Raw genomic sequence first — 13,586 nt, 5'->3', positions numbered from 1 at the left:
CTCATTGCTGACAAACCAACTGCACTCAATTAGGGTAATTTTTACTTAAAAAAACACCCTGATTCCAAGAATCAGGGTGTTGCAAGCTTCAATCAGCTTATACCTTAGCAGCAGCAGCCACTTCAGCAGCGTAATCTACAACAGCTTTTTCAATGCCTTCACCTACGTGGTAAGCAGTGAATGCAGCAACAGAAGTGTTTTTCTCTTGCAACAATTTTTCAACAGTCACATCAGGGTTCATCACAAATTGTTGACCCAACAAAGTCACTTCAGCCAAGTATTTGCGCACACGGCCTTCAACCATTTTCGCTACGATTGCAGCAGGTTTGCCTTCTTGGGCTGCTTGCTCTTCGTAGATGTGACGTTCTTTAGCGATCAACTCAGGATCTACTTGATCTGCAGATACGCACTGTGGACGAGCTGCAGCGATGTGCATTGCCACTTGGCGAGCCACTTCAGCGTCACCAGCGAAGTCTACCAATACGCCGATTTTCGCGCCGTGCATGTAAGCAACCAATTGGTTTTCAGTGTTGTAACGAACGAAACGACGTACAGTGATGTTTTCGCCCAATTTAGCGATCACAGCTTTACGCAATTCTTCAACAGTGGTTTCACCTGAAGCCACGTCAGCCAAAGCAGCCACGTCAGCTGGGTTACCAGCCACAACCGCTTCAGCAACAGCTTGTGCAAAAGCTTTGAAGCTGTCGTCTTTAGCAACGAAGTCAGTTTCACAGTTGATTTCTACCAACGCGCCTACTTGACCATTGATAGCACTTACGATGATGCCTTCAGCAGCAGTACGACCAGCCAATTTGCCAGCTTTCGCGCCAGATTTGATGCGTAAGATTTCTTCAGCTTTTTCGAAATTACCTTCTGCTTCTACCAAAGCTTTTTTGCATTCCATCATGCCCAAGCCAGTAGCTGCACGCAAGTCACCAACCATTTTAGCGGTAATTGTAGCCATTGTTCATTCCTTTAAAAGTATTCATTTTTTCAGGACGCCCAAATTCATAGAGGCGGCCTGAATTTAAAAAAAGGAGCGAGAGCCGCCCCTTTCTTATGATTTGCAATCAGTACTGATTACTCACCAGCTTGTGCTTCAGAAGCAGCAGCTTGAAGTTCTTGCAAAGATTGTGCTTTACCTTCCAAGATTGCATCAGCAATACCACGGCAGTACAAACGAATCGCTTTAGCAGAGTCATCGTTACCAGGAACAACGTATTTAACGCCTTCTGGGCTGTTGTTAGTATCGACAACAGCGATTACTGGAATACCCAATTTTTGAGCTTCAACGATAGTACCTTTTTGGTAACCAGTGTCGATAACAAAGATAGCGTCAGGCAAGCCTTTCATGTCTTTGATACCGCCCAAAGAGCGTTGCAATTTATCTACTTCGCGTTGCAAATCCAACAATTCTTTTTTGTTCAAGCCGCTTTGTTCAGCGCCTTCCAACACGACCAATTTGTCTTCCAAGCGTTTGATAGATTGCTTAACTGTTTTGTAGTTAGTCAACATACCACCCAACCAGCGGTGATCAACAAAAGGAGCACCAGCGCGGATAGCTTCTTCTTGAACGATTTCACGTGCTTGACGTTTAGTACCTACGAACAACACAGTACCTTTGTTAGCAGACAAACGACGTACAAAGTCTTGAGCTTCAGTGAACATCGGCAAAGTTTTTTCCAAGTTCACGATATGGATTTTGTTACGTGCACCGAAAATGTACTCAGCCATTTTAGGGTTCCAGTAACGAGTTTGGTGACCGAAGTGAACACCAGCTTCCAACATTTGACGCATAGTCACGTGTGACATAATAATTTCCTCAAAGGGTTAAGACTAACACCATGACGAAAGAACTCTTTAAAAAGAGCACCCTTTGACGCATGATGTGGGCAGTCAATATAAGTTTTCGCTTTGCCTTCAAATTAAGACAAAAGCGGCGCATATTATACAATCTTTAAAATTGACTTGCAATGCAGGCGCAATAGATTTGAGCGACACTGGCTTGTTTTGATTCATTTTTCAGACAAAAATAACACACTTTAACCCAAGCGGCCTGTAAACATTCAGGGCTCTGATGGAACTCAAGATCATCTCATCACATTTTTACCCCTTTATTCATCATGAAAGTGGAATGCAACAATGACCTCAGCAAGCAAAACCGAGATTCGCCGTCAATTGCGCCGTCAGCGTTTAAGTCTGTCGCCAGCGCAACGCCAGCGAGCACAACAACAAATACGCCGTTTCATCAAGCCATGGCTCAAACGGGGTAAAAAAATTGGCTTTTATTTGGCAGTAGGCAGCGAATTGAATTTGAGCGGTGTGGTTCAGGACGCTTTAAAACAAGGTTGCCAGCTATACACGCCTTATATCCAAAAAGGTCAAAGACGCTTGTGGTTTACGCCTTACCCTGCATCAAAAAAACACAGCCATCGTGTGATGAATATTTTGCAATACGAAGGTCAAAAATGTCGCATAGAACATTTAGACATCATATTAATGCCCTTAGTGGGTGTCGATGCCAGAGGAATACGCATGGGTCAAGGCGGCGGCTTTTACGATACCAGTTTGTCTTTTTGTCGCACCTATCAACCTTTGCGCCTCGGCATCGGTTTTGCCATACAACAATGTCCACACATTCCCAATGAAGCACACGATGAGGCTTTGGATGGTTTTATTTGCGAACAAGGACTGAAACGCTTCAGCCCACGCTTACAAAAAATCAACCCAGCTGCATCAATCTATTGAAATATCACAATCCAATCCCATCTATACGCTAGATTTTTGACATTTCCAAGGACGGTATTCAACGCCATGCATTCATACGCAGCCTATCACCCTCATACTTGTAACAAAGCCTTATACATTTTTATTGCTTTGTTCTTCGGCTCATTGGGCATACACAAATTTTGTGCAGGACGCTTTTGGATGGGATTATTGTATTTGCTATTTAGCTGGACTTTTATTCCTGGCGTGGTTGGCATCATCGAAGGCATTTTAGCCATTTTCAAAACCAGCGATGACCTTGGTGCTATTTTGGTTTAACACCGTTTTTATAAGCATAAAAGCGTCCTGTAAACTTTTACAGGACGCTTTTATCATGAAAAACACAGTTATTTTTCAATCAAAGTAGATTCTGCAACAATTTGTTGCGCTGCATTTTGTGCTTGCTCAACCGATAGTTTAACCACGTTTTCCAAACTCGAAACCTCATCGACTTCCATCAAAACAGGTGCCTCCAGTTTTTTAGGCTCGTCTTGCATCAACACCTCTTCTGCGATGGCTGTCGTTTTTTGCACAGGCACTATCGGCTCTGAAATAACAGGCGTTATCGCTGCCACTGGCTTTTTTTTCGCCCGTGTATTTTTGGCAATCGGTTTGGTCTTCACTGCCGCAACACCCAAATCCAAAGGTGTTTGCGTACTGTTGGCTTTAGGCGCACGTTTGCGTGATACTGCTTTTTTGACAGGCTCTGCCGTGGGTGCAACAGCCAACCCAATCTGAGTATCAAGCTCATCCAAATCCTTTTCAGATGCAGCCTCTATCTGAAACACAGATGGATCGACACATTCAACTGGCTCAATATATGGCAAATCCGCTGCTACATTCATTTCGCTCTGCGCCTTAAATGCACCAGTCGATTGCATCCAAGGCCACCACACAGACCACACCACAGGCCAACCCGTCTTAGGATCCAAACCCCACAATCGCATCCAATCGTTTATTCCCAACATACAAACCTCCTCAAGCTGAAGCAGTTAATCAAACAATGTATTTAATTTTAATAATTCAAGCAATTAGGTTATGACGAAATCATCATAACTAAGTAATTGATGCATTGCAACAACTACAATTTTCACCAATTCTTCACTGTACAATCTGCAACCTATTATTTAGTCTCTTACTCTAAGAGACATATCGTACAAAACAAACTCTCATATTCTTACAATATCATTCCCACAAAAGGAGTCTCATATGAAATTTTGGTTATTGCCTTTGGCAGCCGTATTCGCTGTAGCCGCTTGTTCTTCTGAAACCAAAGATAAAGCATCTGAAACGGTTAATAGTGCCGTACAAGATACCAAAGAAGCGGGCAAAGATTTAAAACAAGGCGCAGAAAATGCAGTCCAAGAAGCCAATCAAGCAGCTGAAAAAGCTGGTAACGAAGTGGAAACTGAAGTGGACAAAGCAGCAACAGCGACCAGCAACGCCACTGAAAATGTAAAACAAGAAACCAAAGAACTGGCAGATGATGCCACTGCAGCAGCACGTCAAGCAGGTCAACAAGCCAAAGAAGGCGTGAACAATACAGCCACCGCCATCAAAGAAAAAACTGAATAACACAGTGTTTTCTTTTCACAACAAAAAGCCCTGTTTTTAAACAGGGCTTTTTTATCATGACAGGACACTTTTAGATTTCGCGGCGCATTTGTGGGAACAAAATCACATCACGAATGCTAGGTGCGTTGGTCAACAACATCACCAAACGGTCAATGCCGATGCCACAACCACCTGTTGGTGGCAAACCGAATTCCATCGCGCGGATGTAATCAGCATCAAAATGCATCGCTTCATCATCGCCTGCTGCCAATTGTGCTACTTGCGCTTGGAAGCGTGCGGCTTGGTCTTCTGAATCATTCAATTCTGAATAACCATTGGCCAACTCACGACCGACCACGAACAATTCAAAACGCTCGGTGATTTCAGGATTGGTATCTGATTTGCGTGCCAAAGGCGACACTTCCACAGGATAATCCACGATGAAAGTTGGCTGCCACAATTTGCTCTCAGCCACTTCTTCAAACAACGCCAATTGCAACGAACCCAAACCACCAGCCATCGGCAATTTGCCACCGTGTTTTTTGATTTCGGCTTTCAACCATTCAGTGTCTTGCAATTGTTCGTCAGAATATTGTGGGTTGTGTGCTTTGATGGCTTCAACAATTGTCAAACGTGCAAATGGTTTTGACAAATCCACTTCTTTGTCACCATAAGTCACCACGCTGCTACCATTAACCGCTTCGGACGCCGCACGAATCACTTGCTCGGTCAAATCCATCATACGAGTGTAATCGGCATACGCTTCATAAAATTCCATCATCGTGAATTCTGGATTGTGACGCGTTGACATACCTTCATTACGGAAATTGCGGTTGATTTCGTAAACACGTTCCAAACCACCGACTACCAAACGTTTCAAATACAACTCAGGCGCCACACGCAAAAACAATTGCATGTCCAAAGCATTGTGATGGGTCACGAATGGTTTGGCTGTTGCGCCGCCTGGAATTGGGTGCATCATCGGAGTTTCCACTTCCAAATAACGCTCAGACGCCATAAAATTGCGTACAGTTTGCACAATTTGACTGCGTTTGATGAAAGTGTCACGCGAATCGGTATTGGTAATCAAATCCACATAACGTTGGCGGTATTTCGCTTCTTGGTCGGCCAACCCTTTGTGTTTGTCAGGCAATGGACGCAATGATTTGGTCAACAAACGCAAAGTTGCTGCACGAACCGTCAATTCACCGTGATTGGTTTTCATCAATTCGCCTTCACAAGCGATGATGTCACCCAAGTCCCAATGTTTGAAATCGTCATGGACGTCTTCGCCCACACCTTGGTTGTTGATGTACAACTGAATTTGACCAGAAACGTCTTGAATGGTCGCAAAACTGGCTTTACCCATATTGCGCTTGAGCATCATCCGACCAACGACCTTAACCTTGACAGCCTTCTCTACCAAGCCTTCCTTATCCACTGCTTCGTATTCATTTTGCAAATCGCCTGCAAAAGCGTCACGACGAAAATCGTTTGGATAAGCATTGCCGCTTTCTTGCAAGGCATGCAACTTTTCACGGCGCAAAGCCATGATTTGGTTTTCATCTAAATGTTCGGTTTCCACCGGATTGTTTGCTTGTTCGCTCATGGTGCTTCCTAGTTAAAGATGCGTCCTGTAAAGTTTACAGGACGCCTGAATTATTAACGCATTATTTTAACGGATTTTCTGACCCTGCGTACACCCAACTTCTCTGCACCCACAATAAAAGCGCCCTAAAACAGAGCGCTTTGCAGTAAAAGCCTGTTAAAAAGCCTTAGGCATTTTAAGACTCTGCCACACTTTCCTCATACACCACATAGATTTTTTTCGTTGGCTCCACCACTTCCCAAGTGCCATTAAATCCTGCTGGCACCACAAAATGATCGCCTACTTTCAAAATGGTTGAGGTTCCAAATGTATCCGTCACTACGCTAACACCTTCTAAAATATGACAATACTCTTCTTCAGTGTAATTGACATTCCACTTACCAATGTCTGATTGCCACACGCCCGCATGAAAAACACGACCTTGGTTGCTGTAATGCTGCCAAACTTGTTGTTGCGGATGACCTGATACAATTTTTTCTTGTGCAGGCAAAAATGGTTCACTGGCCTCAACAGTGTCTTGGCTTAACATAACCAATTTCATTGGCATTCTCCTTGTGTGTTTGGTGATGAACCTTCATTCCCTCTATCACTATATTGTCATTAAATTTTTATAAAAACAACTCACTAAGTCAAATAAATCTCATGAATGTTCCACAATGACAGCTGAGAATAAAAATCAAACTTTTCTTGTGTAACAGGATCGATAAACGCCATTTTCTTAGCCAATAACTGCAAAGGTTGCGCATAATCTTGCATCGACATTGGCTTGGCTTGAGGGTAAAAACCATCATTCAAAATAGGCATGCCCAACGCAGCCATGTGTACACGCAATTGATGGCGCTTACCTGTAATCGGCTTTAACACATAATGCGCCCATTCATCATTGTGCTGTAATACATCCAATATTGTCGTGGCATTAGCCATACCTTCCACTTCAGCCATGCGAAAAAAATCACCGTTTTCAGCCAAACGTGACGCATGTTCAAAAGGAAAATGGTATTCAGGCCGCCATTTGGCAATCGCTTCATATTGTTTTTCTACCAATCGCTCCCGAAACAAAGCCTGATACGCGCCACGCACAGATGCATTTTTCACCAACAACACCAAGCCTGCCGTTTCCCTGTCTATGCGGTGCACAGGCGTTAAATCAGGATAATTCAATTGCATGCGCAAACGCACCAACAAGGTCTCATGTAAATATTGGCCACCGGGCATCACTGGCAAAAAATGGGGTTTGTCTGCCACCACAATGTGCTCATTTTCGTACACGATACTGGCTTCAAATGGAATAGCGACCTCGTTGGGAACATGGCGATAATAAAAAATTTTCTGAGTTAAAAAATCAGCCAACAACGCATTTGGCAAAATGGTTTGAGCTTGAGCATCCACCACCTCACCTTGCTCAAAGCGCTGCTGCCATTGAGCCAAAGACACATGCTCAAAACGTTGGCTAAAGTAATCCAAAACCGTCATATCCGCCACAGGCAAAGCAGAAATGACCACGCAACTGGCACCTACACCATTTTTCATCGGGATTTGTTTGGTAGACATCATCACTCCTATGCACAGAAACACAGAATATTTACAGGACGCTTTAAATTCAAGATACAAAAAAGCCCGTCTTTCGACAGGCTTTTTTGATTTTGGTGGGTCGTGTTGGATTCGAACCAACGACCAACGGATTAAAAGTCCGCTGCTCTACCGGCTGAGCTAACGACCCCGGTAAAACTGACTGATTGACTGCTCTGGTTAATCAATCTAAATTCTTGGTGGGTCGTGTTGGATTCGAACCAACGACCAACGGATTAAAAGTCCGCTGCTCTACCGGCTGAGCTAACGACCCAAGAAAGATGTGCATATTAAACAAGATTTTCAAAGCTGTCAAGCACAATGTAACAATTAGTTTTCAATTAACATCAAAACAATTGAAAACTAAGCAAATAAATTAGGGAATAAATTCTTCAGGCCGCCTGCAATAATTTCAATCGACACCGCAGCCAATACCATGCCCATAATGCGATTAATAATATTAATGCCAGTAGCACCCAATAATTTACTTAATTGTGTGGCTGCCAACATACCTGCATAACACACGCAAGCCACCACTGCGCCTGCAATGATAATTTCCGCCTTGCCCCACCAGCTGCTTGCTGTCGATGAATAAATAATCACCGTTGAAATTGAACCAGGTCCAATCAGCATTGGAATTGCCAAAGGCACAACGGCAATATTGTTACGCGTACCAGCTTCTTGTGCTTCTTCGGGATTGTGTTTGGTTGGGTTGGGTTGGGCATTCATCATCGCAATGGCAATGAGCAAAATCAAAATACCGCCACCGACCTGAAATGAGCCGATGCTAATATTCAACACCTTCAAAATCATGTCGCCCAAAATCGTAAACAAGGCAATGGCAATCACCACAGTCAAAGAGGCTGTTTGGGCAATTTTACGACGTTCGCGTGCAGAATTATACGGCGTCAGACTTAAAAAAATAGGGGCTGCGCTCAAAGGATTGATCAACACCATCAGCGCAATGATAATTTTGAAAACTTGTAAATGTTCCATGAATTTTTAAGCCATAAAAAAGTGCTATTGCGCGCACAATAGCACTTTTAAGACTAAGTTAATACCGTTCTTACGCAGCTTCACCAACTAACATACCACTATGACGCAATAAGGCATCAATTTGTGGTTCTCGACCTCGGAAAGCCTTGAACGAAATCATCGCATCGCGACTGCCGCCCACTGCCAAAACCTCTTGCCAAAACTTCTGTCCCATCGCTGCCACATCATCCGTTTCTTCAAATGCGCTGTAAGCATCTGCCGACAACAACTCTGCCCATTTATAGCTGTAATAGCCCGCAGAATAACCGCCTGCAAAAATATGACCAAAACTGTGCGCAAAACGGTTGTATGGCATCGTTGGCAAAACAGCAACTTCAGCACGCACATCCGCCAACACTTGCATCCAAGTTTCAGAAGCGCCTTGCTCGTAAATCATCATGTCAAACAAACCAAATTCAATTTGACGCAAAGTTTGCAGGCCGCTTTGGAAGTTTTTCGCAGCAATCATTTTGTCATACAAAGCTTTTGGCAAAGCTTCGCCCGTTTGTTCATGCTCGCTCATGCCTGACAAGACATCCAATTCCCACACAAAATTTTCCATGAATTGGCTCGGCAACTCTACCGCATCCCACTCCACGCCATTGATACCTGACACGCCCAATTCATCTACTTTGGTCAACAAATGGTGTAAACCGTGACCCATTTCATGGAACATGGTCAAAATCTCGTCATGCGTCAAACGCGACTCTTTGCCATTCACAGGCGGAGTGAAATTGCAGACCAAATAGGCAATCGGCGTTTGCACACCTTCTGCCAATTCACGGCGACCACGGTAATCATTCATCCACGCGCCGCCACGCTTGCCTTCGCGTGCAAACAAATCCATATACACGCCACCGAACACTTTGCCATCGCGCATCAATTCATAATAACGCACGTCTTTATGCCAAGTTGGGACAGTTTTTGGCGCAAAAGTGATGCCATACAAAGTATCAATCTGCGCAAACAAACCCGCCAAAACTTTGCTCACCGGAAAGTATTGTTTCACTTCTTGTTCTGAAAATGAATATTTGGCTTCACGCAATTTCTCACTGATATAAGTCAAATCCCAAGGCTGCGGATTGTCAAGATTCAATTGCTCTTTGGCAAACGCATACACTTCCGCTTTGTCTTGCTCGGCAAATGGACGGGCTTTGGCCGCCAAATCACGCAAGAATGTGATGACTTGTTCAGGCGTATCTGCCATTTTGGTTGCCAATGACAATTGGGCATAATTATCAAAACCCAATAATTTGGCTTCCTGTGTGGCAATTTCCAAAATGCGTTGAATATTGGCGCTGTTGTCCAATTTGGCATCGCCCAAATCACTCGCACGCGTCACGTATGCTTGGTACATTTTTTCACGCAAATCACGGTTGTCTGCGTATTGCATCACCGCCAAATAATGTGGGATTTGCAAACCAATTTTGTAACCTGTTTTGCCTTCCGCTTGTGCGCCAGCTGCAAACATCGCCAAAGTATCTTCTGGCAAACCTGCCAATTCGCTCGCATCATCAAAATACAAAGCAAACGCATCGGTAGCATCCATCAAATTTTGACTGAATTGCGCAGACAATTGCGCGCTTTCGGTTTGCAAAGCAGCAAAAATTTGTTGGTCTTCGGCATTCAATTCTGCACCAGACAACACAAAATCACGCAAATCATTGTTCAATTTTTTTTGCTGTGCTGCGGTTAATTGTGCAAATGCTTCGCTTGCTGCTATCGTTTTAAAGCGTTCATACAATTGAATATCCAAAGACATCGCTGTGAAAAACTGCGTCACTTCAGGCATCAATTCATTGTAAACCGTGCGCAATTGTGGCGTATCGACCACCGAGTTCAAATGTGACACCACACCCCAAATGCGCCCCACTGTTTCAGTGATATCGGTCAAACGGGTCACAGTATTGTCCCAAGTGACCGCCTCTTGTGCCTTCAAAGCCTCGATAGCCGCTTGTGCTTCTGTCATGGCTTGCTTCATCGCAGGCGCAATCAAAGCCGTTTCAATAGCGTCATAACGTGGTTCATCGTGCAATTGCAACAAAACATTCTCTGACATGGTGTACTTTCTTTATCTCGTCATTCAATGGTATTTCAAATGTAGGCAATCGCCTGAATTTCAATACTACCGCAAACCACCATCCACACCACTATCGGCCAATTCAATCTAAGCTATGGCGTTTTAATATATGCAAGTTCCATATACAAAAGCGTCCTGTAACATTTCCAGGACGCTCATTTTAACCAATCAATGTATTTGGATTTTGCCACTGACTTGTACGCGTATGCTGGTTTCACCCGGCATATCCATCGCCACAGGTGCCGCATCTGCTGCCATAGCGCCTTTTGCCATCATCATGCGTGGCTGCATTTCATATTGCCCCGCCTCACCAATATTCAATTCGACAATGCGATAACGCTTGCCGCCAAGGTTTTGGGTCACTTGCTGAGCTTGTTGCTGAAAATTCGCCACCGCTTCTTCGGTCGCTTGCAACACATATTGGCGTTTGAGCGCAGTCGTCAAGCCGTATTGCTGCGACTCCAAACGTGCCTCTTTTTGTACCGCAGCCACCAATTGATTGATTTTGGCACTGTCTTCACTGTAAATCTGAACTTTTGCCACATCCATCCAACCACGCGCTTGATGAGATTGGTTGGTGTATTCGTATTGCTGATTGACCGAACGATTGAGCAACTCACCTTTCACGCCTTGTGCTTGTATGGCTTGTAATACACGGTTCAGTTTGAGCGTATTGTCACGACTGGCAGCATCACGCTGATCGGCTTTGGATTCGATTGCCAACACCACAGTCAATTGATTTTGCGACACTTGCACTTGTGCAGCGTCCTGTAAATTGACCATATTGTAATGTACATCTGCTGCCAAAACATGATTGGCGCACAACAAGCTTAATGTCAAGCCCATACATTTATAGAACATACTACCCTCTCACAATCTTCATGCTCTCAAACGCAAACCATTGTATTGAGCAGGATTCAAATCCGCTAGATTATAGCGATTCAAACTTTGATAAAACATTTCTAAGGATTCTTGAAACACTTCAGGCAAACAATGCAACATCGGCAAAACACCACATTCCACCTCGCTTAAGCGCATTTGCATGGATTCTTGCTGATATTTTTTTTCTAAATGCCGAATCAATTCACCCAAAAAATACTCTTGCGGCAATCTTGCCAAGGCAATCCCACCATATTTACCACGCATGGTAACCAACCATTGCTGCTGCCCCATAAAATGTACCACTTTGACCAAATGATTTTTTGAAACCTGTAAATCATCTGCGATGCGCGCAATAGTCGTACTGGGCATATTATGGTAACTAAGATAGATTAAAACCTTCAAACCCAAATCGGTAAATCGGCTAATTTGCATTTTTATCTCTTTTTTGTGCTTGAATACACGAAAAATACGTTCGGATATTCAAGATAAATAATGTACCGACAGACATCTGTTTCATCAAAAAATTCAAATTTAATATTTGCATTTTTCAATCACATTCAAAAATGTCATTTTAGTGAACACTTTAAATATCTTGAATATCGCTCAAGCATCCAAAATCGACTTGATTCCGATTTTTTTAACGGGTTTCAATAGCATTAAAAAGGCGACGCAAACCTGCAGAAGCATTCGAAGGCTCACCTTGCTGTACCAATACCAAAGTTTCAGCCGAGCCATCACTAAAACCCAACACCACATTCGCTTGGTGGGCTTGTGCCATGTGTTTTAATACTGCATAAGGCACATCAAAATATTGCTTTGACAACTGACGATTGTCATTGCCATCGATTTGCTCCGCTGGCCAAGTAGCCACTTGATTTAAAACCACCGCCCCATCAACTTCAAATTGGATGCTGCTCATGTCTTTTTGAGCTTTGTCATATACAAACAAACGCACCTCATCTCGGGCTTGATTGTGCCAGCGAGCTTCCAAAATATTGGCAGAATGTGTAACACCATGGGTATTCATCATAGAATATGGCAGCATCCAATAATATTGACTGCGCTCATCGATACCTTGACGGGTATAAATACCATGAGTGGCATCAAAAGAATGAGGATCGGCCATTAATGTGACCGCTTTAGGCTCTTGATTGACGCGCAAAATATTCTCACTGGACTCCAAATCCAGCCCACACGGTCTGGCAAAATGCTCACCAAATTGCGCTTTAACTTCTGTATAATTCAGATGACAAGCATTACCTGATGCATCTGTCACCAAATGTGGGCTAGTACATGCGCCCAACAATATGGCGCAAGCTGCCATAGATATTGTCCATATTTTTTTCATCGTGGTTTGCCTACTTGAAAATATTATTAAAAATGCATTCGTTATTCAATATTGAATCTGTTTTCATATTCATTTAACACCAAGAATATTGCTTTTATACTGGGTCCAGTATGATGAAATCATTTTATAAAGTAAATTCCCTATTATGACTCACCAGATTGAGCATATTGAAATGTCTTCTTTAAAAGATTATGGCAATCTAAACCAAACAAAAAAGCTTTTATGATATTAATTTATATAGGCATTTAATCCACAGCAGAAAAAAATATATCTTTCCATCTCACTGAAATGTTTTTAGCCATAGTAAAACCATACCAAGACACTTAACGAACCGACCTAAAATATGTCATGATACTGATATATTTCATACAAACAACCCCAATAACCACTGATTTTAGATTGTTTAATCTCTTATCCAAGGTTCACAGATTGCAGTTACAGGGCACATTTATGCAAAAATACAGAATTTTCTTATACATTACTTTATTGGCATGTCTTAGTGGCTGTAGCTGGAACACCTATACTAAAGACGATGGTAGCACGGGTTTTCGCGCCAATCACTCAGCGTCTCAAGCAGTCTATTATGAAGATGGTACTTATTCATCCAATATGAATTACAACCAATACCGTCCTGTACGCCATACAATGACTCATGCCAATCAGATGCAAGCTTCTGAGCGTGTGACTTGGCCATAAAATCCATCCTATCAATTTCTCATATTTAAATATTAAACAACCATAAA

General features: G+C 43.1%; 15 protein-coding genes and 2 tRNA genes. 4 read left to right on the top strand and 13 right to left on the bottom strand.

What is annotated here, in order from left to right; genetic code table 11:
- Positions 1-97 precede the first annotated feature (97 nt).
- The gene (gene tsf / locus ADP71_RS00340; protein WP_019958247.1) at positions 98-964 is read right to left on the bottom strand and encodes a translation elongation factor Ts; all 867 of its coding nucleotides are present in this window, start codon (positions 962-964) and stop codon (positions 98-100) included.
- A 116-nt stretch (positions 965-1,080) separates the two neighbouring features.
- Positions 1,081-1,812, bottom strand: a complete 732-nt coding sequence (rpsB, locus tag ADP71_RS00335; RefSeq protein ID WP_019958246.1) for a 30S ribosomal protein S2 — start codon at positions 1,810-1,812, stop codon at positions 1,081-1,083.
- Positions 1,813-2,142: 330 nt separating this feature from the next.
- Between rpsB and ADP71_RS00330 the strand changes: the two genes are divergently transcribed.
- A complete protein-coding gene (locus ADP71_RS00330) occupies positions 2,143-2,748 on the top strand; it encodes a 5-formyltetrahydrofolate cyclo-ligase (protein WP_019958245.1) in 606 nt (201 codons plus the stop codon).
- Positions 2,749-2,814: 66 nt separating this feature from the next.
- The gene (locus ADP71_RS00325) at positions 2,815-3,045 is read left to right on the top strand and encodes a TM2 domain-containing protein (RefSeq protein ID WP_019958244.1); all 231 of its coding nucleotides are present in this window, start codon (positions 2,815-2,817) and stop codon (positions 3,043-3,045) included.
- Between the two features lie 68 nt (positions 3,046-3,113).
- Here ADP71_RS00325 and ADP71_RS00320 read toward each other — a convergent pair whose 3' ends face one another.
- On the bottom strand, positions 3,114-3,734 hold the full coding sequence (locus tag ADP71_RS00320) for a hypothetical protein (protein WP_019958243.1): 621 nt from the start codon (positions 3,732-3,734) through the stop codon (positions 3,114-3,116).
- A gap of 241 nt (positions 3,735-3,975) precedes the next feature.
- Here ADP71_RS00320 and ADP71_RS00315 point away from each other — a divergent pair, with 241 nt between their 5' ends.
- Positions 3,976-4,341: a hypothetical protein gene (locus tag ADP71_RS00315; protein WP_104931231.1), complete on the top strand. Its 366-nt coding sequence runs from the start codon at positions 3,976-3,978 to the stop codon at positions 4,339-4,341.
- 70 nt (positions 4,342-4,411) lie between these two features.
- On the opposite strand, the gene lysS is transcribed toward ADP71_RS00315, so the two are convergent.
- The 10 genes from lysS to ADP71_RS00265 form a co-directional block, all read right to left on the bottom strand.
- On the bottom strand, positions 4,412-5,929 hold the full coding sequence (lysS, locus tag ADP71_RS00310) for a lysine--tRNA ligase (protein ID WP_019958241.1): 1,518 nt from the start codon (positions 5,927-5,929) through the stop codon (positions 4,412-4,414).
- A 175-nt stretch (positions 5,930-6,104) separates the two neighbouring features.
- Entirely contained in the window at positions 6,105-6,470 is a 366-nt protein-coding gene (locus tag ADP71_RS00305) for a cupin domain-containing protein (RefSeq protein WP_019958240.1), read from the bottom strand.
- Between the two features lie 83 nt (positions 6,471-6,553).
- Positions 6,554-7,480 (bottom strand): pseudouridine synthase, encoded by a 927-nt coding sequence (locus ADP71_RS00300; protein WP_104931229.1) that lies wholly within the window; start codon positions 7,478-7,480, stop codon positions 6,554-6,556.
- A gap of 93 nt (positions 7,481-7,573) precedes the next feature.
- Positions 7,574-7,649: transfer RNA gene (locus ADP71_RS00295), tRNA-Lys, on the bottom strand.
- 47 nt (positions 7,650-7,696) lie between these two features.
- Positions 7,697-7,772 (bottom strand) — tRNA-Lys (locus ADP71_RS00290).
- An 89-nt stretch (positions 7,773-7,861) separates the two neighbouring features.
- Positions 7,862-8,494, bottom strand: a complete 633-nt coding sequence (locus ADP71_RS00285; protein ID WP_019958238.1) for a MarC family protein — start codon at positions 8,492-8,494, stop codon at positions 7,862-7,864.
- Between the two features lie 70 nt (positions 8,495-8,564).
- Positions 8,565-10,592 carry a M3 family metallopeptidase gene (locus ADP71_RS00280; RefSeq protein ID WP_171460798.1) on the bottom strand — a complete coding sequence of 676 codons (2,028 nt, stop codon included), beginning with the start codon at positions 10,590-10,592 and terminating at the stop codon, positions 8,565-8,567.
- A gap of 189 nt (positions 10,593-10,781) precedes the next feature.
- Positions 10,782-11,474 (bottom strand): SIMPL domain-containing protein, encoded by a 693-nt coding sequence (locus ADP71_RS00275; RefSeq protein WP_081619555.1) that lies wholly within the window; start codon positions 11,472-11,474, stop codon positions 10,782-10,784.
- Between the two features lie 18 nt (positions 11,475-11,492).
- A complete protein-coding gene (locus ADP71_RS00270; protein ID WP_026353532.1) occupies positions 11,493-11,927 on the bottom strand; it encodes an RrF2 family transcriptional regulator in 435 nt (144 codons plus the stop codon).
- A gap of 205 nt (positions 11,928-12,132) precedes the next feature.
- On the bottom strand, positions 12,133-12,843 hold the full coding sequence (locus tag ADP71_RS00265; RefSeq protein ID WP_169708869.1) for a hypothetical protein: 711 nt from the start codon (positions 12,841-12,843) through the stop codon (positions 12,133-12,135).
- Positions 12,844-13,293: 450 nt separating this feature from the next.
- Here ADP71_RS00265 and ADP71_RS00260 point away from each other — a divergent pair, with 450 nt between their 5' ends.
- On the top strand, positions 13,294-13,539 hold the full coding sequence (locus ADP71_RS00260) for a hypothetical protein (RefSeq protein ID WP_019958233.1): 246 nt from the start codon (positions 13,294-13,296) through the stop codon (positions 13,537-13,539).
- The last annotated feature ends 47 nt before the right edge of the window (positions 13,540-13,586 follow it).

Source organism: Vitreoscilla sp. C1 (assembly GCF_002951955.2).
Lineage (GTDB): Bacteria > Pseudomonadota > Gammaproteobacteria > Burkholderiales > Neisseriaceae > Vitreoscilla > Vitreoscilla stercoraria.
The sequence above is the reverse complement of the archived record's forward strand: the minus strand, read 5'-3'. Positions and strand labels throughout refer to the sequence as shown.